This is a genomic window from Streptomyces luteireticuli (genome assembly GCF_041519305.1).
GTDB lineage: Bacteria > Actinomycetota > Actinomycetes > Streptomycetales > Streptomycetaceae > Streptomyces > Streptomyces luteireticuli.
The window spans coordinates 3,217,315-3,237,600 of record NZ_CP167927.1 but is presented as its reverse complement, the minus strand read 5'-3'; the positions used below and the strand labels follow the sequence as shown (position 1 = coordinate 3,237,600).

At 73.4% G+C, this 20,286-nt stretch carries 14 protein-coding genes; 12 read left to right on the top strand and 2 right to left on the bottom strand.

The window, feature by feature from the left end; translation table 11 throughout:
• Nucleotides 1–48: 48 nt before the first annotated feature.
• From AB8735_RS14200 to obgE, 7 genes are all read left to right on the top strand, one after another.
• A complete protein-coding gene (locus tag AB8735_RS14200; protein WP_372407652.1) occupies nt 49–1,524 on the top strand; it encodes a CHAD domain-containing protein in 1,476 nt (491 codons plus the stop codon).
• Between the two features lie 196 nt (nt 1,525–1,720).
• Nucleotides 1,721–3,643, top strand: coding sequence for a TIGR03960 family B12-binding radical SAM protein (locus AB8735_RS14195; RefSeq protein ID WP_344020876.1), 1,923 nt, complete (start codon nt 1,721–1,723; stop codon nt 3,641–3,643).
• Between the two features lie 148 nt (nt 3,644–3,791).
• The gene (locus AB8735_RS14190) at nt 3,792–4,562 is read left to right on the top strand and encodes a TIGR03936 family radical SAM-associated protein (protein ID WP_344020878.1); all 771 of its coding nucleotides are present in this window, start codon (nt 3,792–3,794) and stop codon (nt 4,560–4,562) included.
• A gap of 240 nt (nt 4,563–4,802) precedes the next feature.
• Nucleotides 4,803–8,819, top strand: a complete 4,017-nt coding sequence (locus AB8735_RS14185) for a ribonuclease E/G (protein ID WP_372407650.1) — start codon at nt 4,803–4,805, stop codon at nt 8,817–8,819.
• 652 nt (nt 8,820–9,471) lie between these two features.
• Nucleotides 9,472–9,792 carry a 50S ribosomal protein L21 gene (rplU, locus tag AB8735_RS14180; RefSeq protein ID WP_344031469.1) on the top strand — a complete coding sequence of 107 codons (321 nt, stop codon included), beginning with the start codon at nt 9,472–9,474 and terminating at the stop codon, nt 9,790–9,792.
• A 14-nt stretch (nt 9,793–9,806) separates the two neighbouring features.
• Nucleotides 9,807–10,061, top strand: a complete 255-nt coding sequence (gene rpmA / locus AB8735_RS14175; RefSeq protein WP_049715810.1) for a 50S ribosomal protein L27 — start codon at nt 9,807–9,809, stop codon at nt 10,059–10,061.
• 128 nt (nt 10,062–10,189) lie between these two features.
• Nucleotides 10,190–11,629: a GTPase ObgE gene (gene obgE / locus AB8735_RS14170; protein WP_344031474.1), complete on the top strand. Its 1,440-nt coding sequence runs from the start codon at nt 10,190–10,192 to the stop codon at nt 11,627–11,629.
• A 126-nt stretch (nt 11,630–11,755) separates the two neighbouring features.
• On the opposite strand, the gene AB8735_RS14165 is transcribed toward obgE, so the two are convergent.
• A complete protein-coding gene (locus AB8735_RS14165; protein WP_344031509.1) occupies nt 11,756–13,804 on the bottom strand; it encodes a hypothetical protein in 2,049 nt (682 codons plus the stop codon).
• 373 nt (nt 13,805–14,177) lie between these two features.
• Between AB8735_RS14165 and proB the strand changes: the two genes are divergently transcribed.
• From proB to AB8735_RS14140, 5 genes are all read left to right on the top strand, one after another.
• Entirely contained in the window at nt 14,178–15,263 is a 1,086-nt protein-coding gene (proB, locus tag AB8735_RS14160; protein WP_344031511.1) for a glutamate 5-kinase, read from the top strand.
• A gap of 208 nt (nt 15,264–15,471) precedes the next feature.
• Nucleotides 15,472–15,900, top strand: coding sequence for a hypothetical protein (locus tag AB8735_RS14155; RefSeq protein ID WP_344031476.1), 429 nt, complete (start codon nt 15,472–15,474; stop codon nt 15,898–15,900).
• A 24-nt stretch (nt 15,901–15,924) separates the two neighbouring features.
• The gene (locus AB8735_RS14150; RefSeq protein ID WP_344031478.1) at nt 15,925–17,217 is read left to right on the top strand and encodes a glutamate-5-semialdehyde dehydrogenase; all 1,293 of its coding nucleotides are present in this window, start codon (nt 15,925–15,927) and stop codon (nt 17,215–17,217) included.
• A gap of 84 nt (nt 17,218–17,301) precedes the next feature.
• A complete protein-coding gene (locus AB8735_RS14145) occupies nt 17,302–17,883 on the top strand; it encodes a hypothetical protein (protein WP_372407647.1) in 582 nt (193 codons plus the stop codon).
• A 151-nt stretch (nt 17,884–18,034) separates the two neighbouring features.
• Complete coding sequence (locus AB8735_RS14140; protein ID WP_372407644.1) at nt 18,035–19,102, top strand: hypothetical protein; 1,068 nt, start codon at nt 18,035–18,037, stop codon at nt 19,100–19,102.
• On the opposite strand, the gene AB8735_RS14135 is transcribed toward AB8735_RS14140, so the two are convergent.
• Nucleotides 19,099–20,226, bottom strand: a complete 1,128-nt coding sequence (locus AB8735_RS14135) for a M48 family metallopeptidase (RefSeq protein ID WP_372407642.1) — start codon at nt 20,224–20,226, stop codon at nt 19,099–19,101. The two genes, AB8735_RS14140 and AB8735_RS14135, sit on opposite strands and share 4 nt — an antisense overlap.
• Nucleotides 20,227–20,286 lie beyond the last annotated feature (60 nt).

The window sequence follows — 20,286 nt, the reverse complement described above, 5'->3', positions numbered from 1 at the left end:
CCGGCCGGCGTCTGTCGCGGCGGGTGCCGCGCGATTAGATTCGGGGACATGGCGGACACCGTGCGAGAGATCGAGCGGAAATACGAAGCCGTGGACGGAGCGGGCCCGGCCCGCCTCCCCGACCTGACCCGGGCCGCGCCCGTGGCCGGGGTCCGCGCCCGGGGCGTCGTCGAGCTGGACGCCGTCTACTACGACACCGCCGACCGCCGGCTGCTCGCGGCAGGCATCACCCTGCGCCGGCGCACGGGCGGGTCCGACGCCGGATGGCACCTCAAGCTGCCCGTCGCGCCCGGGGTGCGGGACGAGGTCCGGGCCCCGCTGACCGTCGCCCGGGTGCCGCGCGCCCTGACCTCGCTCGTCCGCTCCCGCGTCCGCGGGGCGCCGCTCGCGCCGGTCGCCCGCATCGGGACGCGGAGGGAGATCAGCGAACTGGTGGGCGGGGACGGGTCCGTGCTGGCGGAGGTCGCCGTCGACGCCGTCACGGCGGGGGACGTCTCCTGGGCGGAGATCGAGGTCGAACTGGCGGAGGGCACCGACCCCGCGCTGTTCGACGCGCTCGAACCGCGGCTGCGCAAGGCCGGGCTGCGGCCCGCGCGGTCCGGGAGCAAGCTGGCGCGGGCGCTGGGCTCCGCCGGGGCGCCGGCGGAGGCCGTGCCGCTGCCCGGGGACGCGGGCGGGCATGTCCTCGCGTATGTGCGCGAGCAGGTCGAGGCCGTCGTCGCCCTCGACCCCGGGGCGCGGCGCGGCACGGAGGACGCGGTCCACCAGATGCGGGTGGCCACGCGGCGGCTGCGCAGCGCCTTCCGTACGTACGGCAAGGTCCTCGACCGCCGGGTCACCGATCCGATCGGTGTCGAACTGCGCTGGCTGGCCGGTGAGTTGGGCATCGACCGGGACCGCGAGGTCCTCGTCGCGCGGCTGCGCGAGCGGCTCGACGAACTGCCGCGGGCCCTGGTCCGCGGGCCGGTGCGGGCGCGGCTGCGGGTGTGGTCCGCGCGGAGCGGTGCGGAGGCGCGGCGGCGGCTGACGGCCACGCTCGACGGCCCGCGCTATCTCGCGCTGCTGGACGCGCTCGACGCGCTCGTCGCCGATCCGCCGCTGCTGCCGGGCGCGGCCCGGCGCCCCGAGAAGGTGCTGGCCCGGGCCGTGCGGCGGGACTGCGGACGGCTCTCCGTGCGCGTGGAACACGCCCTGGCCACGGCTCCGGGCCAGGAGCGGGACAGAGCCCTGCACGACGCCCGCAAGGCGGCCAAGCGGGCCCGCTACGCGGCGGAGGCGGCGGCCCCCGCCCTGGGCAAGGACGCGCGGCGCCTCGCGCGGCGGATGAAGGCGGTCCAGACGGTGCTGGGCGACCACCAGGACAGCGTCCTGGCACGGGGCGCGCTGCGGACGCTGGCCGCGCAGGCGGAGGGGGCGGGGGAGCCGACGTTCACCTACGGGCTGCTGTACGGGAGGGAGGAGGCGCGGGCGGGGGAGGACGAGCGGGGGCTGCCGGGGGTGTGGGGGGAGGGGGTAGGGGCGTGACCGATGGGTGCGGTCGTTCGTTTCCCCGGTGCGCGGTTTCCCCGCTGACGCGGGGGTGTTCCATGGGACGAGTGCGACGTGCACTGGGCTCTGTGGTGGTCCCCGCCAGTGCGGGGTTGCTGTGATTGCCGTGCCGGGCGGTGACTCCAAGCGGTTACGCTTGAGAGTCACCCTTGCCCGCTCATGAAGGTTCGAGATGTCCGAATCGGTCTTCCCGCAGCTCGAGGCCCTGCTCCCGCACGTGCAGAAGCCGATCCAGTACGTCGGTGGTGAGCTCAACTCCACGGTGAAGCCGTGGGAGAGCTGCGACGTCCGCTGGGCCCTTATGTACCCGGACGCCTACGAGGTCGGTCTGCCCAACCAGGGCGTCATGATCCTCTACGAGGTCCTCAACGAGCGCGAGGGCGTCCTCGCCGAGCGTACGTACAGCGTCTGGCCGGACCTCGAGGCCCTGATGCGCGAGCACAACGTGCCGCAGTTCACGGTGGATGCCCACCGGCCGGTCAAGGCGTTCGACGTCTTCGGCCTCAGCTTCTCCACGGAGCTCGGCTACACCAACATGCTCACGGCGCTCGACCTCGCGGGCATTCCGCTGGAGGCGAAGGACCGCACGGTCGACGACCCGATCGTCCTCGCCGGCGGGCACGCCGCGTTCAACCCGGAGCCGATCGCCGAGTTCATCGACTGCGCCGTGATCGGCGACGGTGAGCAGGCGGTCCTGGAGATGACCGAGATCATCCGGGCGTGGAAGGCGGAGGGCCGTCCGGGCGGGCGCGACGAGGTGCTGTTCCGCCTGGCGAAGACCGGCGGGGTGTACGTCCCGAGGTTCTACGACGTCGAGTACCTGGCGGACGGCCGCATCGGCCGCGTCGTCCCCAACCGCTCCGGCGTGCCGTGGCGCGTCTCGAAGCACACGGTCATGGACCTCGACGAGTGGCCGTACCCCAAGCAGCCGCTGGTCCCGCTGGCGGAGACCGTTCATGAGCGGATGTCGGTCGAGATCTTCCGTGGCTGCACGCGTGGTTGCCGTTTCTGCCAGGCCGGCATGATCACGCGGCCGGTGCGCGAGCGCAGTATCACCGGCATCGGCGAGATGGTGGACCGGGGCCTGAAGGCGACCGGCTTCGAGGAGGTCGGCCTGCTGTCGCTGTCCTCCGCCGACCACACCGAGATCGGTGACATCGCCAAGGGCCTCGCCGACCGGTACGAGGAAGACAAGATCGGCCTCTCGCTGCCCTCGACCCGCGTGGATGCCTTCAATGTCGACCTCGCGAACGAGCTGACCCGCAACGGCCGCCGTTCCGGTCTGACCTTCGCCCCCGAGGGCGGCTCCGAGCGCATGCGCAAGGTCATCAACAAGATGGTCTCGGAGGAGGACCTGATCCGGACCGTCGCCACCGCGTACGGCAACGGCTGGCGTCAGGTGAAGCTGTACTTCATGTGCGGCCTGCCGACCGAGACCGACGAGGACGTCCTCCAGATCGGCGACATGGCGGTCAACGTGATCGCCAAGGGCCGCGAGGTCTCCGGCTCCAACGACATCCGCTGCACGGTGTCCATCGGCGGGTTCGTGCCCAAGCCGCACACCCCGTTCCAGTGGGCGCCGCAGCTGTCCGCCGAGGAGACCGACGCCCGGCTGGAGAAGCTGCGCGACAAGATCCGCGGCGACAAGAAGTACGGCCGGTCGATCGGCTTCCGCTACCACGACGGCAAGCCCGGCATCGTCGAGGGCCTGCTCTCGCGCGGCGACCGCCGCGTCGGCGCGGTGATCCGCGCGGTGTACGAGTCGGGCGGCCGCTTCGACGGCTGGCGCGAGCACTTCAGCTACGACCAGTGGATGAAGTGCGCCGAGGAGACGCTGCCGCCGCAGGGCGTGGACGTCGCCTGGTACACGACGCGTGAGCGCACGTACGAGGAGGTCCTGCCCTGGGACCACCTGGACTCCGGTCTGGACAAGGACTGGCTCTGGGAGGACTGGCAGGACGCGCTCGACGAGGTCGAGGTCGAGGACTGCCGCTGGACCCCGTGCTTCGACTGCGGCGTGTGCCCGCAGATGCAGACCGAGATCCAGGTCGGCCCGACGGGCAAGAAGCTGCTTCCGCTGAGCGTCGTCAAGTAGGCCGAGTAGCTCATATGTGCGAATGAGGGCCCCGCCGGGTTGGCGGGGCCCTCATTGCACGTACTCTAGGTAGCAGTACGACCGCACTCACGAAGGAATCAGGACACTGGGTAAGCGACAGCCCGAAGGCCCGCCGCCCGCACCCGCGGTGCAGCGCATCCGACTGCGCTACACCAAGCGCGGCCGCCTCCGGTTCACCAGCCACCGGGATTTCCAGCGCGCCTTCGAGCGGGCCCTGCGCCGCTCCGAGGTGCCCATGGCGTACTCGGCCGGCTTCACCCCGCACCCCAAGGTGTCGTACGCCAATGCCGCACCCACCGGCACGGGCAGTGAGGCCGAGTATCTGGAGATCCAGCTCGCCGAGGTGCGCGATCCCGCGCGGCTGCGCGAGCTGCTCGACGAGTCGCTGCCCGCCGGGCTCGACATCGTCGACGCGGTCGAGGCCCGTACGTCCTCGTTCGCCGAGCGGCTGGAGGCCTCCGTCTGGGAGCTGCGGCTCGACGGCGTGGAGCTCGCGGACGCCGAGCGCGCCGTGACCGCGTTCCTCGCGGCGGAGACCGTGGAGGTCGAGCGCCGCACCAAGAACGGGCTGCGGACCTTCGACGCACGTGGTGCCGTGTGCAGACTCGAAGCGGTGGCCGCTCCGGCCGATAGGCCCGGTGACGGACCCTGTGCGATACTGCGGCTGGTTGTTCGGCATGTGACACCTGCCGTTCGACCCGACGACGTCCTGTCCGGGCTCCGCGCCACGGCCGACCTGGCGCCGCCGGTCCCCGCAGCGGTGACCAGGCTGGCGCAGGGGCTGCTCGACGCTGGGACCGGTACGGTGACCGACCCGCTCGCGCCCGATCGCGACGCTGCCACGGCCGTCTCATCAACGACCGCCGGCGCGGCGATGGCGCCGGGTCGCGCAACCTAAGGACAGCCGTCGCCGCGCGGCCGGTGCAGCAGGGAGCCACCCTCCTCCAGAGGGGACGCCCCCAGTCCGGCAAGCGCACTGACCAGGAGACTTTCGCCGGTGCCGCCCATCGGACCCGGCGAGTGACACGACAGCTCCCGTGCGGCGACCGCGCCCCGGACGGCGGTACCGCGCTCATCACGCGGACCGGCGGGCCGGATCCGGCGCGGCGCCCGGGAGCGTGACGGGAGAAACGCCCGCATGCTCGAATCCACTGAGCCCATGGAACCCGGAAACGCGCACAGCGCCACCGGGAACGACAACGCAGACACCGGTCCCGGCGACACGCTGCCCCCGCGGCGCCGCCGCCGGGCCGCCTCGCGTCCGGCCGGTCCGCCGGTGGCCCCGCCCGCCGGGACCCCCGCCGCCCTCGACGAGGAGCCCGCCGGGCCCGCTCAGGACGCCCCCGCCGTGACGGCCGGGGAGACGCCGGACGCCGACGGGGCCGCCCCCGCCACCCCCGCCCGCCCGCGCCGCCGCGCGGTGCGCCGGGCCGGTACGCCGGGCGCTCCCGAGGCCGCGGCTGCGGCCGAGCCGGCCGAGGACGCCGCCGCTGAGGCCCGCCCGCGCCGTCGCGCGGTCCGCAAGGTCACCTCGCCGGTCACGGCGGTGGAGCAGGCCGAGCCGGTGGAGCCGGTGGCCGAGCCCGTCGCGGCCGAGCCCGTCGTGGACGAGGCCGCGGCCACGCCGGAGCGTCCGCGCCGCCGGGCGTCCGCGCCGGCCGGTGCGCCGAAGGCTGCCGAGGCCGCTGTCGCCGAGCCCGCTCTTGCCGAGGCCGAGACCGTCGAGGCGGTCGAGGAGGAGGCCCAGGCCCCCGCTGCCCCCGCGCGTTCGCGTCGTCGTGCGGTCCGTCGGGCGTCCGCGCCCGCGGGTGCTCCGGTCGAGGCCGTCGAGGCCGCTCCGGCGGCCGTGGCCGAGGAAGCCGAAGTGACGGAGGCGGGCGAAGAGACGTCCGCCGAGGTCGCGCCCGCCGAGGCCGCTCCCGCGCGTCCGCGTCGCCGTGCGGTCCGCCGGGCGTCCGCGCCGGCCGGTGCTCCGGTCGAGGCCGTCGAGCCCGCTCCGGTCGTCGAGGCCGAGGAGGCCGAGGAGGCCGAAGAGGTCGAAGAGGTCGAGGAGGCGATCGAGGCGGTGGAGGAGCCGGTGAAGCCGGCGCGTACCCGCCGTCGTGCCACCCGTGCCGCCGGCCACGCCGCTGTGGCCCGTCCGGCCGAGGAGCCGGTCGTCGCCGGGGCCGTCGCCGAGGAGCCCGTGGCCGAGGAGGCGCCGCGCGGCCGTCGTACGCGTCGCCGCGTCGTGAGCGCGGAGGCCGGGCGGGCCGTCGAGACCGCCGAGGCCGCTCCCGCCGAGGCCGCTCCCGCGCGTTCGCGTCGCCGTGCGGTGCGTCCGCCGACGGCCGTCTTCCAGGCCCCGGTGTTCACCGAGCCGATGTTCCAGACGCCGGAGTCCGCCGCGGCCGCCTACGCCGCCGTCGAGCCCGCTCCGGTGGCCGAGGCCGAGGTCGAGGAGACCGAGCAGCCCGCCGGCCGCCGTCGTCGGCGCCGTCGCGGCGAGGCCGTCGAGGCGGCCGAGCCGGTGGTGACCGCCGAGGTGGTCGAGGAGACCGAGGCCGAGGAGCCGGAGGCCGTCGAGGCCGCCGCCGAGGACGAGGAGCAGGGCGAGCGTCCGTCGCGCCGTCGCCGCCGGGGCGGCCGTCGCCGTCGCCGCGGCGAGGCCGCGGAGGCCGAGTTCGAGGGTGCCGAGGAGGAGCCGGAGGGCGAGCAGGCCGAGGCCGCCGAGGAGTCCGCCGAGGCGGAAGAGGCGGAGGAGGAGGCGGAGGAGTCCGGCGCGTCCACCGCCGGCAGCCGTCGCCGTCGCCGTCGTCGCCGCCGTTCCGGCGAGCCGGAGGCCGAGCCGGGCACCGACGAGCCGGAGCGCACCGTCGTCAAGGTCCGCGAGCCGCGCGAGCGCACCGCTGGCGGCACGGGCTTCGACGAGGTCCAGTCCATCAAGGGCTCGACCCGCATGGAGGCGAAGAAGCAGCGCCGCCGCGAGGGCCGCGAGCAGGGCCGCCGCCGGGTGCCGATCATCACCGAGGCCGAGTTCCTGGCGCGCCGCGAGGCCGTCGAGCGAGTGATGGTCGTCCGTCAGAACGGCGACCGGACGCAGATCGGTGTGCTGGAGGACAACGTCCTCGTCGAGCACTTCGTCAACAAGGAGCAGGCGACCAGCTACGTCGGCAATGTGTACCTGGGCAAGGTGCAGAACGTGCTGCCGTCCATGGAGGCCGCGTTCGTCGACATCGGCAAGGGCCGCAACGCCGTGCTCTACGCCGGCGAGGTCAACTTCGACGCGCTCGGCATGGGCAACGGCCCGCGCCGCATCGAGACCGCGCTGAAGTCCGGCCAGTCCGTGCTCGTCCAGGTCACCAAGGACCCGATCGGGCACAAGGGTGCCCGGCTGACCAGCCAGGTCTCGCTGCCCGGCCGGTACCTGGTGTACGTGCCCGAGGGCTCGATGACCGGCATCAGCCGCAAGCTGCCCGACACCGAGCGGGCGCGGCTGAAGCAGATCCTCAAGAAGATCGTCCCCGAGGACGCGGGCGTGATCGTCCGTACCGCCGCGGAGGGCGCGAGCGAGGACGAGCTGCGCCGTGACGTCGAGCGGCTCCAGGCGCAGTGGGAGGACATTCAGAAGAAGTCCAAGATGATCTCCACCAGCTCGCCGAGCCTGCTCTACGGCGAGCCGGACATGACCGTCCGCGTGGTGCGCGACATCTTCAACGAGGACTTCTCCAAGGTCGTCGTCCAGGGCGACGACGCGTGGGAGACCATCCACGGCTACGTCTCGCACGTCGCGCCGGACCTCGCGGACCGGCTGCAGAAGTGGACGTCGGACGTCGACGTCTTCGCCACGTACCGGATCGACGAGCAGCTGATGAAGGCGCTGGACCGCAAGGTCTGGCTGCCGAGCGGCGGTTCGCTCGTCATCGACCGGACCGAGGCGATGGTCGTCGTCGACGTCAACACCGGGAAGTTCACCGGCCAGGGCGGCAACCTGGAGGAGACGGTCACCAGGAACAACCTGGAGGCGGCCGAGGAGATCGTGCGCCAGCTGCGGCTGCGCGACCTCGGCGGCATCATCGTGATCGACTTCATCGACATGGTGCTGGAGTCCAACCGGGACCTGGTGCTGCGGCGCCTGCTGGAGTGCCTGGGCCGGGACCGGACGAAGCACCAGGTCGCCGAGGTGACCTCGCTGGGTCTGGTCCAGATGACCCGCAAGCGGGTGGGCCAGGGCCTGCTGGAGTCCTTCTCCGAGCAGTGCGTGCACTGCAACGGCCGCGGCGTGATCGTCCACATGGACCAGCCGGCGGTGGCCGGCGGTGGCGGGGGCGGCGGCAAGCGCGGCAAGAAGCGGGGCGGTGGCAAGGCGGCTGCCGAGGCGGCTGTCGAGCCGGCGGCCGAGTCGGCTGCCGTGGAGCCGGCCGCTGTCGAACCGGCCGCTGTCGAGCAGGCCGAGGAACTGGAGCCCGCTCCGGTGACCGAGGCGGAGCTGGTGCCGTCCGTCGGCGGGGGCGAGGACGAGTGGTTCTCCAGCCCTGCCGAGGCGGAGGCGGCGGCGACGGGCGGCCGTGGCGGCCGTACGCGGCGCCGGGCGACCCGCAAGGCGTCGGCTCCGGCGGGTGCGCCGAAGGCGGCGGAGCGGGTGGCGGCGGAGGTTGTCGTGGAGACGGTCGCGCCTGTGGCCGAGCCTGCGCCTGCGTCTGCCCCTGCTCCCGAGCCGGTTGCCGAGGCCGTGCCCGAGCCTGCTCCCGAGCCCGCTCCTGAGGCCGAGGCGCCGGCGGCGCCCGTCCGGGCGCGTCGTCGGGTGACCCGCAAGGCGTCCGCTCCGGCGGGGTCGCCGGAGGGTGCCGAGGAGGCGGCTGTGGTCGTCGTCGCGGCGCCGGAGTCGGAGTCGGAGCCGGAGCCCGAGGTCGTGCTGGAGGAGGCTGAGGAGGCCGCACCGGCCAAGAAGACGGCCCGTAAGACGGCCGCCAAGAAGGCCACGACCAAGAAGGCGGCGGCGAAGAAGACGACCACCGCGAAGAAGGCGGCGGCGAAGAAGACGACGACTGCCAAGAAGGCGACGACGGCGAAGAAGGCCGCCACGAAGAAGACGGCGGCGAAGAAGACGACGTCTGCGGCGGCGAAGAAGGCTGCGGCGGCGGCTGCGGAGTCGGGGGCGGGCGCGGACGAGTAAGTCCGGCGGTTCGCCGGGTGGGGCGGGTCGGGGGTGGTTTTGCCCCCGGCCCGCCCTTTCACCGTTTCTTCCGGGGCTCCGCCCCCTCGGCCCGGCACCGCGCTGCCGCGCGGTGGGGCGGGGGCTGCGCCCCTGCACCCCTGCTCCCGGGGCTCCGCCCCTGGCCCCCGTTTGTCGCGGCTTCGCCGCTCGTCCTCAAGCGCCGGACGGGCTGAATTCAGCCCGTCTGGGGGTTGCCCCCTCCGGGGAGCTTGAGGACTCCGCCCGGAGGGCGGATGGGGTCCGGGGTCTCCCCGGAAGAAACGGTGAAAGGGCGGGACCGGGGCACACACCCAGCCCATCCGGCGCCTGAGGACTGGGGGAGCCCGCAGCGCGCTTCAGGGGCGCAGGGGCGCACCCCCTGCGGGAAACGGCGAAAGGGCGGGCCAGGGGCAAACACCCCCGGAACACCCCGGAACGCCCCCGGCAAGGGCCCGGTTTGACCCCTTGCGCCGCGCCCCGTAACCTTGCCAGTCGGCGTCTGTACGCCCACCCCTGAGCACATCCCTTCCGGCCTGGCCGGGAGAGGCCGCTCGTCCACTCGGAAGCACGGGTCCGCCCGTCCGAGCGGCTGGCATCAGAGGTCCATTACTAGCGAGAGAGTGAGATCCGCGTGTACGCAATCGTGCGTAGCGGCGGTCGTCAGCACAAGGTTGCTGTCGGCGACATCGTCGAGGTTGACAAGATTTCCGACGGCAAGGTGGGCGACGCGGTCGAGCTCTCGACGCTGCTCGTCGTCGACGGCGAGTCCGTCACCAGCGACCCGTGGGTCCTGGCGGGCATCAAGGTCCAGGCCGAGATCGTGGACCACCACAAGGGTGCCAAGATCGACATCCTGAAGTACAAGAACAAGACCGGTTACCGCAAGCGCATTGGTCACCGCCAGCAGTACACGGCGATCAAGGTCACTGGCATCCCGTCGGCTGCGAAGTAAGGGACTGAGGAGAGATGGCACACAAGAAGGGCGCATCGTCCACCCGGAACGGTCGCGACTCCAACGCTCAGCGGCTCGGCGTGAAGCGCTTCGGCGGTCAGACCGTCAACGCCGGTGAGATCCTGGTCCGCCAGCGCGGCACCCACTTCCACCCGGGCGCCGGTGTCGGTCGCGGCGGCGACGACACCCTGTTCGCGCTGCAGGCCGGTGCGGTGCAGTTCGGCACCCACCGTGGCCGCAAGGTCGTCAACATCGTTCCGGTCGCCTGATCACCTGATCCAGGCCCCGTAGAGCGGTACAGCGCGAGGGCGGACCTCCCTTCCCCTGTGGGGAAGCGGGTCCGCCCTCGCTGCGTTACAACAGACACACCCCCTTAGGCATCTGGAGGCAGACCGCTATGACCACCTTCGTGGACCGCGTCGAACTGCACGTCGCCGCGGGTAACGGAGGCCATGGCTGCGCCTCCGTGCACCGTGAGAAGTTCAAGCCGCTCGGCGGTCCGGACGGCGGCAACGGCGGCCGCGGCGGCGATGTGATCCTGGTCGTCGACCAGTCGGTCACCACGCTTCTGGACTACCACCACAGCCCGCACCGCAAGGCCACCAACGGCAAGCCCGGCGAGGGCGGCAACCGCTCCGGCAAGGACGGCACGGACCTCGTCCTGCCCGTCCCGGACGGCACCGTGGTCCTCGACCGGCGCGGCAACGTCCTCGCCGACCTGGTCGGCGAGGGCACCACGTTCGTCGCCGCCCAGGGCGGCCGCGGCGGCCTCGGCAACGCGGCGCTGTCCTCGGCCCGCCGCAAGGCGCCCGGTTTCGCGCTGCTCGGCGAGCCCGGCGACCTCCAGGAGATCGTCCTGGAGCTGAAGACCGTCGCGGACGTGGCCCTCGTCGGCTACCCGAGCGCCGGCAAGTCCTCGCTGATCTCCGTGCTCTCCGCCGCGAAGCCGAAGATCGCCGACTACCCGTTCACCACGCTCGTCCCCAACCTCGGTGTGGTGACGGCCGGTTCGACCGTCTACACCATCGCCGACGTTCCGGGGCTCATCCCGGGCGCCAGCCAGGGCAAGGGCCTGGGCCTGGAGTTCCTGCGGCACGTCGAGCGCTGCTCGGTGCTGGTGCACGTGCTGGACACCGCGACGCTGGAGTCGGAGCGCGACCCGCTGAGCGACCTCGATGTGATCGAGGCCGAGCTCAAGGAGTACGGCGGGCTGGACAACCGGCCGCGGATCGTCGTCCTCAACAAGGTCGACATCCCCGACGGCCAGGACCTCGCCGACATGATCCGCCCCGACCTGGAGGCCCGCGGCCTGCGCGTCTTCGAGGTGTCGGCGGTCTCCCGGCAGGGCCTGAAGGAGCTGTCCTTCGCCCTGGCCGGCATCGTCGCCGAGGCGCGTGCCGCGAAGCCCAAGCAGGAGGCGACGCGGATCGTCATCCGGCCGAAGGCCGTGGACGACGCGGGCTTCACGGTCACGCTGGAGGACGACGGCATGTACCGGGTGCGCGGCGAGAAGCCGGAGCGCTGGGTGCGCCAGACGGACTTCAACAACGACGAGGCCGTCGGCTACCTGGCGGACCGCCTCAACCGGCTCGGCGTCGAGGACGAGCTCCTCAAGGCCGGTGCCCGGTCGGGCGACGGCGTCGCGATCGGTCCCGAGGACAACGCGGTCGTCTTCGACTGGGAGCCGTCGATGTCCGCCGGTGCGGAGATGCTCGGCCGCCGTGGCGAGGACCACCGCCTGGAGGAGTCGCGCCCGGCGGCGCAGCGGCGCCGGGACAAGCAGGCGGAGCGGGACGAGGCGCAGCAGGAGTACGAGGGGTTCGACCCCTTCGCGTAGTCCGGTGCCGTGGGGGGCGGGTCCGGGGTGGAAGCCCCGGCCCGCCACCCGCACCCGCACCTATGGGAAGGCCCCCGGGAGGACGAATCCTCCCGGGGGCCTTCCCCATGCGTGCGCGGGACGCGCTCAGCGCCCCTGTACGGGCGTGAACCAGCCGCCCTGCTCCCCGGGCGCCGTCGGCGCGCCGTCGGCCGTGGAGGGGGCGTCCGCGTCCTCCCGCTGCCCGGGCACGGGCGACGCCGCCGCGCGTGCGGCGGCGCGGGCCGCGCGCTCGTCCGCCTTGTGGGCCAGCTCCAGGGCCGCTTGGTTGAAGCGGACCAGGGACGGCGGGTCCGACGGGCCCAGCAGCTGGACCTTCAGTTCGGCGCGGGCCTTCGCCAGCCGGTCCAGGCGCGGGTCGCGCACCGACGCCAGCAGGGCCGGGACCGAGGCCGCGTCCGGCTCCAGGATGGTCGCCGCCGTGACGGTCGGGAAGGTGGCGAGGAACTCCTCCTCGCTCATCCCGCTCGTGTTGGCCACCGCGTACGGCTTCTCGCTGATCAGGTAGTCCGAGACCACGCTGGAGACGTCGCTGATCAGCACGTCCGCCTGGTTGAAGCAGCTGAAGAGCGTGGGCCGCGGGCCGGTGACGATCTGGTGCTCCCACTCGGGCAGCGAGGACCAGTAGGCCGCCTCCCAGGCGGTCAGTGTGGCGGTCACCGCCGCGGAGCGCCCCGGCTCGGGGGCGGTCTGGAGCAGCATGCGTTCGGTCTCGTCCACGCTGGGCGGGAACTTCTTCGCGGTGAGCTCCTGGAGCTCGACGGTCAGGCGCTCGACCTCGGCCGCGGCCTCTGGCCCGGGCCGGTAGCCGTCGCGCTGCGCGTTCGCCTCGCGGATCATCTCCTTGATGCGCCGGTTCGCCTCGCCCGCGCGCGGCTCGACGGAGCCGGTCATCGGGTGCGGCTTGTACAGCAGCCGGACGGCCGGGTCGGCGAGCAGCTCGCGGACGATGTTCTCGCCGGCGAGGATGACCGAGGTGTTGCCCGGGTTGCCGTCCCAGCCCTCCCAGGTGGGGGCGTAGAGGACGGTCGTGTACGGCCGGGCGGGGGCGCCGGTGTACGGCTGGATCGGGGCCAGCTGAGGGCGGCCGACCTCGACGACGTCGCGGTCGTCGACGCCGATGTCGGCGAGCTGGTAGCGCTCGCGCGCGGCCGGGCCGGCGACCCAGATCTCGTCGTACGCCTTGGAGTAGGGGTTGCAGCTGGAGAGCTTGTCGCTCTCGCCGTGGTTGATGAAGGCGTGCTTGATCGACGGCATGCGCAGGACCTGCGAGGTCTTGCCGGAGTTCGCCGGGTGCAGCAGCAGCTTCAGCGTGGACTTCTCCAGGGCCATCAGGTGGACGACCTTGGGGAAGCAGATGATCGGGACGTCGGTGGCGTCGATCTTCTTCACCATGAAGCGCTCGCGCAGCACGATCAGCGGGTTGCCGTCGAGCTCGGCGAGGGTGGAGAGCCACATGTTCGCCTGGTACGCGGAGCTGGTGCCGCCGGAGAAGTACATGCCGACGGTGGGCCGGTACGAGGCCAGCCACTGGTCGAGCCACTCTATGGCCTGCTCCTCGGTGGCGACCCGCTTGGCGGGGCGCAGCCAGGTCGTCAGGTAGAGGGTGCCGCCGAGGGCCAGCAGCAGGGCGACGCCCACGCCGATCATGCCGCCGAGGGGCTTGCCGCTGCCCACGGTGAAGAGCAGGCCGGCCGAGGCGGGGATCGCGAAGCGCACCAGGCGGCGGCCGTGCTGGCGGGCCAGCAGGCGCGGCGGCGCGGCGGTCAGGTGCAGCCCGGTGGTGTCGATGTTGCGCGTGACGAAGGGCAGCGTGCGCGAGCGGCGGACGACGATGGCGACGGCCTGGCAGCTCAGGTGCGCCGCGTAGAAGAGGACGACGCCGACGAAGACCGGCGCGTAGTCGCGCAGCGAGCCGTCGCCGTGCAGGCGCAGCAGCCCGAGCATGATCACCATGTCGCGCAGCAGCTGCCGCACCATGACGTCGAACCGGACCTTGCCGAGCAGGGCGAGCAGACCGGGGTCGCGGTGCTGCAGATAGAGGTCGAGGGCGAGGCCCGCCGCCGAGGTGGCGATCAAGAGCGGCGCGTTCGGCGCGAGCGCGCCCACGAGCTGGAGTACGAACGACACCAGCATCGCGAGCAGCGCCGCGGCCTGAACGGCTCGGCGGGGGACTGTTCCGGCAGGCACTTGGGCTGGCTCCTGGCAGGAGGACTGAGAGGGTCGGAAGGACCGCGGCGGACACGTCATGGGACAACGGTCGGGACAACGGACGCAACCGACCGTATGACGCCCGCTGGGCCAGGAGCAATCTTCGGTCACGGCAACCCTCACAAAATAGGGTCGAACGACCACAATCGCCAGACGGTAGATTTGCCGGTCAGGGCAGGGACACGAGGCGAGGGCGAAGGTGCGGGACACAGTGCGGGCAGGGACGGCGGACGAAGCGGCGAACCGGACGGCGGGCGAGCGGGACGGGCTCCGCCCGGAGGTCACCGGCGCACGCCGGATCGTGGTCAAGGTGGGCTCGTCCTCTCTCACCACCGCGGGCGGGGGACTGGACGCGGACCGGGTTGACGCGCTGGTCGACGTGCTGGCCCGGGTGCTCGGGGCCGACGGGGGCCGGGAGGTCGTCCTGGTCTCCTCCGGCGCCATCGCCGCCGGCCTGGCACCGCTGGGGCTCGACCGCCGGCCGAAGGACCTGGCACGGCAGCAGGCCGCGGCCAGCGTCGGCCAGGGCCTGCTGGTCGCCCGGTACACCGCCTCCTTCGCCCGCTACGGGCGCCGCGTCGGGCAGGTGCTGCTGACCACGGACGACACCAGCCGGCGCGCGCACTACCGCAACGCCCGTCGCACCCTGGACCAGCTGCTGGCCATGGGCGCGGTCCCGGTCGTCAACGAGAACGACACGGTGGCCACGGACGAGATCCGCTTCGGCGACAACGACCGGCTGGCCGCCCTGGTGGCCCATCTGGTCCGCGCCGACCTGCTCGTCCTCCTCTCCGACGTGGACGGCCTCTACGACGGCGACCCCAGCACCCCCGGCACCTCCCGCATCGCCGAGGTCACCGGCCCGGCGGACCTGGAGGGCGTCTCCATCGGCAGCGCGGGCAAGGCCGGCGTGGGCACCGGCGGCATGGTGACCAAGGTGGAGGCCGCCCGCATCGCGGCCGCCGCGGGCATCCCCGTCGTCCTGACCTCCGCCAGCCGCGCCGCCGACGCGCTGCTGGGCCGCCCCACCGGCACCCTCTTCCACCGCACCGGCCGCCGCTCCGCCGACCGGCTGCTCTGGCTCGCGCACGCCTCGACCCCGCGCGGGGCGCTGACCCTGGACGACGGCGCCGTGCACGCCGTGGTGCGGGGCACCGGCTCGCTGCTGCCGGCGGGCATCGCCGCCGTCGAGGGCGAATTCAGCGCGGGCGACCCGGTCGAACTGCGGGACGCCGGGGGGCGGGCCGTGGCGCGCGGGCTCGTCTCGTACGACGCGGGGGAGATTCCGCAGCTGCTGGGGCGGTCGACGCGGGATCTGGCGCGGGAGTTGGGGCCCGGCTACGAGCGGGAGGTCGTGCACCGGGACGACCTGGTCGTCCTGTGAGGGTGCCCCGGTCCCGCCCCTCCGCCGTCCCCCGGACGGGCTGAACACGACCCTCCGGGGCGTCCCCGTGTCCAGGCCACGACGGTAAGTCCAACCTTTCCCCGGGACCTTTCCGGAAAACCGCCCCGCGCCCCTCCGCGGGCTGCTCAACTTTTAAGTGCGAGGACCAGCACACGGCACGACATCGCACGACACCAGGAGGCCGCCGGTGAGACGAGGGCGCCCAGGGGCCCCGGCCCTGACGAGCGTCGGGGCATGCGGCACCACGGGGGAGGACGCCGGGGCGGAGGGCACGGATTCCCGGCTGTGGCACATCACGCTCAGCGTCAGCGGCGCCGCGGCGCCGCTGGGCGAGGTGCGGCGCGCGCTGGAGCAGCTCGCCCACGACCATCCCTTCCTGCTGACCAGCCGTTACGCCGAGGACCACGCCGAGATCCGCTACTGGGAGGAGGCGCGCGACCTGCACGACGCGGCCGCGGTCGCGCTGCGGCTGTGGGGCGAGCACCGTTCGACGGCACGGCTGCCGCCGTGGGAGATCGTGGGGCTGGAGGTCATCGACCGGGAGACGTACCACCACCGGGTGGCGGAGGGCCACGGCCCGCTCCCGGCGACGCCGGTGGGGGTCCACCCGTTCTGAGAACGGGAACTAAGCTGCATCACCATGAGCAGCGATACCCCCACCTCCCTCCTTCCCGAGTCCCCCGTGCTCCGCGCCGCGGTCCGCGCCCGCGAGGCCGCGGCCGCCCTGGCGCCACTGCCGCGCTCGGCCAAGGACGCGGCGCTGCTCGCCATCGCGGACGCGCTGGACGCCCGTACCGAGGAGATCGTCGCGGCCAACGCCGAGGACGTGGCGAAGGCCCGGGCCGCGGGCACGGCCGAGGGCATCGTCGACCGGCTGACGCTGACGCCGGAGCGGGTGCGGGCCATCGCCGCCGACGTGCGCAACGTGGTCGGCCTGCCCGACCCGGTCGGCGAGGTGGTGCGCGGCTCGACGCTGCCCAACGGCATCGACCTGCGCCAGGTGCGGGTCCCGCTCGGCGTCGTCGGGATCGTCTACGAGGCCCGGCCCAACGTGACGGTGGACGCCGCCGCGCTCTGTCTGAAGTCCGGCAACGCCGTTCTGCTGCGCGGCTCCTCCTCCGCGTACGCCTCCAACACCGCCCTGGTGCGCGTGGTGCGCGACGCGGTCGAGGGGGCGGGGCTGCCGGCGGACGCCGTGCAGCTGGTGCCGGGCGAGAGCCGGGAGTCCGTGCGCGAACTGATGCGCGCCCGCGGCCTGGTGGACGTGCTGATCCCGCGCGGCGGTGCCTCGCTGATCCGCACCGTCGTCGAGGAGTCCACGGTCCCGGTGATCGAGACCGGCACGGGCAACTGCCATGTGTACGTGGACGCCGCCGCCGACCTCGACACCGCCGTGCGCATTCTCGTCAACTCCAAGGCGCAGCGCGTCAGCGTCTGCAACGCGGCCGAGACCCTGCTGGTGCACCGCGACGTCGCGGACCGCTTCCTGCCGCTCGCGCTGGACGCCCTGGCCGAGGCCGGGGTGACGGTCCACGGCGACGAGCGGGTGCTGGCGGCGGCCGGGGGCGGCAGGGCGACCGTCGTCCCGGCGACGGAGGAGGACTGGGGGACCGAGTACCTCTCCTACGACATCGCCGCCGCCGTGGTGGACTCGCTGGACGAGGCCGTCCGGCACATCCGCCGCTGGTCGTCCGGGCACACGGAGGCGATCGTCACCGGCTCGCAGCAGGCGGCCCGCCGTTTCACCCAGCTGGTCGACTCCACGACGGTGGCCGTCAACGCCTCGACGCGGTTCACCGACGGCAGCCAGTTCGGGTTCGGCGCCGAGATCGGCATCTCCACCCAGAAGCTGCACGCGCGCGGCCCCATGGGCCTGCCGGAACTCACCTCCACCAAGTACGTCGTCACCGGCGACGGCCACATCCGCGGCTAGCGCCGCGCGGGGCGGCGGGGAGGGCGGTGGGGCAATTCCCGTACCGCCCGCACGGATTGGGCGCTTCGGGGCTACGCTGGACGGGTGCCGGACGACGTGGGGGGCAGGCCGTTCCCGGACGGCGAGGAGCCCGACAGCCACCGCCACGGAGACGACGAGTTCGCCTCCGTGGTCTTCGACGAGGAGTTCGTGCGGTCCGCCGCCGTGCACGAGCCCAGCGCGGCCGAGCGGATGCGCGCCGCGCGGGCCCGCTCGGGCGGCGGCCCCGCCGACGACGACGGGTACGGGGGCGTCCGCGCCGGCCCCCGCGCGGGCGGGGGCGAGCCCTGGTGCACGCTCACCGAGGACCTCGACCCGGACGACGCGTACGGGCCGTACGGCAGGTACGGCACCCTGCGGCGGCCCTACCGGGGGCGGCCCCGCTGGCAGCGGCCGGTGGCCTGGGTGCTGTGCGTGCTGATGGGCGTCGGCGTGGTCGCCTTCGCCTTCGCGGCCGTCTACCGGGGGGCCTCCTCCGGGGACCGCCGCGAGCCGGCCCCGCCGCCCGCCACGACCGGGGTGGACACCCCGGCCCCGGTCCGGGAGGCGCTGCCGCCCTCCGTCCGGCCCGGCCTCCCCGCCGACTCCCGGGCCCCGGTGGTCTCTGCCGTACCGCGCCGCGGCTGATCCCCCCGCGCCTTGTGACCCTCCGTGATCGCCGCAGCTCCGGGCGGTGGCGATCCCCCGGGCGCGGAACGGGGCGCGCGGCGGCGAACTCACCGCAAGTTGTCGCGTACCAGCGCGTTTACCGAGGGCCCCGCCGACCTACCCTTGAGGTATGGAAGGGCCTGGAGACCCGCCTGAGGGCCAGCCCGAGGGTGCCCCGGGAAGCGGTGACGAAGAGTACCGGTCGGTCGTCTTCGACGAATCGTTCGTCCGCGCTGCGCGCCTCCAGGAGTTCTCGGCCCGCGAGCGCATGGACGACCACGCCCCCGCCGTCCGCACCCGGCACGTCTGGGCCCGGCTCGGCGCCTCGCGGCAGCTCCTGCTCCTGGTGCTGCTGATCGCCCTCGCCTTCGGCACGGCCGTCTACATGGGGCTCCGCCATCCGTACAAGGAGCCCCGCCCGCCGTCGGCCGAGCCGCTGCGGACGGCCGTCGTGCCGCTCGCGCCCCGGGGCGCCGTCCCGGGCGGGAGCGCGGAGCGGCTGCTCGCGCACAGCCGGGCCGCGCAGTTCCGCCAGGGCCCGGACGCGATCGTCCTGCCCGCCGTGCGGCGCACCCAGAACTTCTCCGAGGCGCTGGTGATGACCGCCCTCGCCACGGCGAAGGAGTACACCGTGAAGTCCGCCGTCGACCGGTCCGTGATCACCGGCCGGGACGACCGGGCCGTACGCCTGCTGCTCTCGCCCGACCAGCTCGACCAGTACGACCACAGCCTGGAGCGCCCCGCCGCCGACGGACAGCACGCCGCCACCGGCTGGCTGGTGCGCTTCGACCCGGCCCGGACCGCCCTCGACGACACGCCCGTCCGGGCCGAGGGGGCGTTCTCCGTCACCGAGGTCTCGCCCGCCGTGCTGGAGGTCTCCGCCGACCACACCTTCGTCTACGCCGTCCGTCCGCCCGGGGCCGCGGCCGACGACTCCTCGCTGTTCACCGTCCGCCGGGCCGTGCGCTTCCGCTTCGACCGGGACGATCTCCAGGACCACCACGTCCAGGTCCTGCAGAGCACGGTGGAGGCCGGACCGGAGTCCTGCGGGGCCGACGACGCGGCCTATCTGCAGCCGCTGCCGGCCGGCCGGACCGCGGACAACAGCCACCAGCCCGTCACCGACCCGTACGCGACGGGCCGCCAGCCCACCGCCCTGTGCGGCGTCCTGGCCCCGGGGCCCGAGCCGTCCCGCTAGCCCTCCTTCGGCCGGTCCTCCTTCGGGCCGCTCTCCTCCGGCCCGTCCTCCTTCGGCCGCCCGCCGCCGCTGCGCCCGGTGAAGGTGTCCCGCAGCTTGCTGCCCAGGTCGTTCGCCCCGCCCGCGATGTCCCGGACCAGGCCCATCAGCGGGTCCTTGCTGGAGCGCACCGACTCGGCGTAATGGGTCGCCGACTGGCGGAACGAGTCGGACACCGAGGCGTCCCGGTCCTCCGAGCGGCGCGGGTAGTGACCGTCCATGATCCGCTGGAAGTCGCGGCTCTCCGCCCAGCGCTTGAGCTCCGCGGCCCGCACGGTGGCGAACGGATGGCTGCGCGGCAGCAGGTTGAGGATCTTCAGCACGGAGTCCCGCAGGTCGCCGCCCGCCTCGTACTCCTCGGCCTGGGCCAGGAAGGCGTCCACGTTCATCTCGTGGAGGTGGTTGCCGCCCGCGAGCTTCATCAGGCCGCGCATCGACGCCTGGAGGTCCTGCCCGGCCAGCAGGCCCGCCCGGTCGGCCGACAGCTCCGACTTGCGGAACCACTCGCGCAGCGCCGTCACTATCGCCGTCACCGCCATCCCGCCCAGCGGGATCCAGGCCACCTTCAGCGCGACGTTCGTCAGGAACAGCAGGATCGTGCGGTAGACCGAGTGGCCCGACAGCGCGTGGCCCACCTCGTGGCCCACGACCGCCCGCATCTCCTCCTCGTCCAGCAGCTCGACCAGGCCCGTCGTCAGCACGATGACCGGCTCGTCCAGCCCGACGCACATCGCGTTCGGCACGGGGTCCTGCGTGACGTACATCGGGGGGACCTTCGGCAGGTCCAGCACATAGCAGGCGTCCAGCAGCATCGTGTGCAGGTGGGCGAACTGCTGCGGGCCCACCCGCACCGAGTCGGAGAGGAACAGCAGCCGCAGGCTGCGCTCCGGCAGCAGGCCGCTCAGGGCCTTGAAGACCGTGTCGAAACCGCTCAGCTTGCGCAGGGCGACCAGCGCGGAGCGGTCCGCGGGATGCTCGTACGCCCGGGACGAGATGTCCGGGAACCGCTTCCTCTCGCGGGCGGGGACGCTCTCCCCGGCACCCGGTCCGGCACCGGACCCGTTCGGCGTGTGGCTGTCACTCATCGAGACCCCCTCAACTGGGCTTCGCCCTGCCTGTCCCCCGGCCGACGAACCCCACCCTAG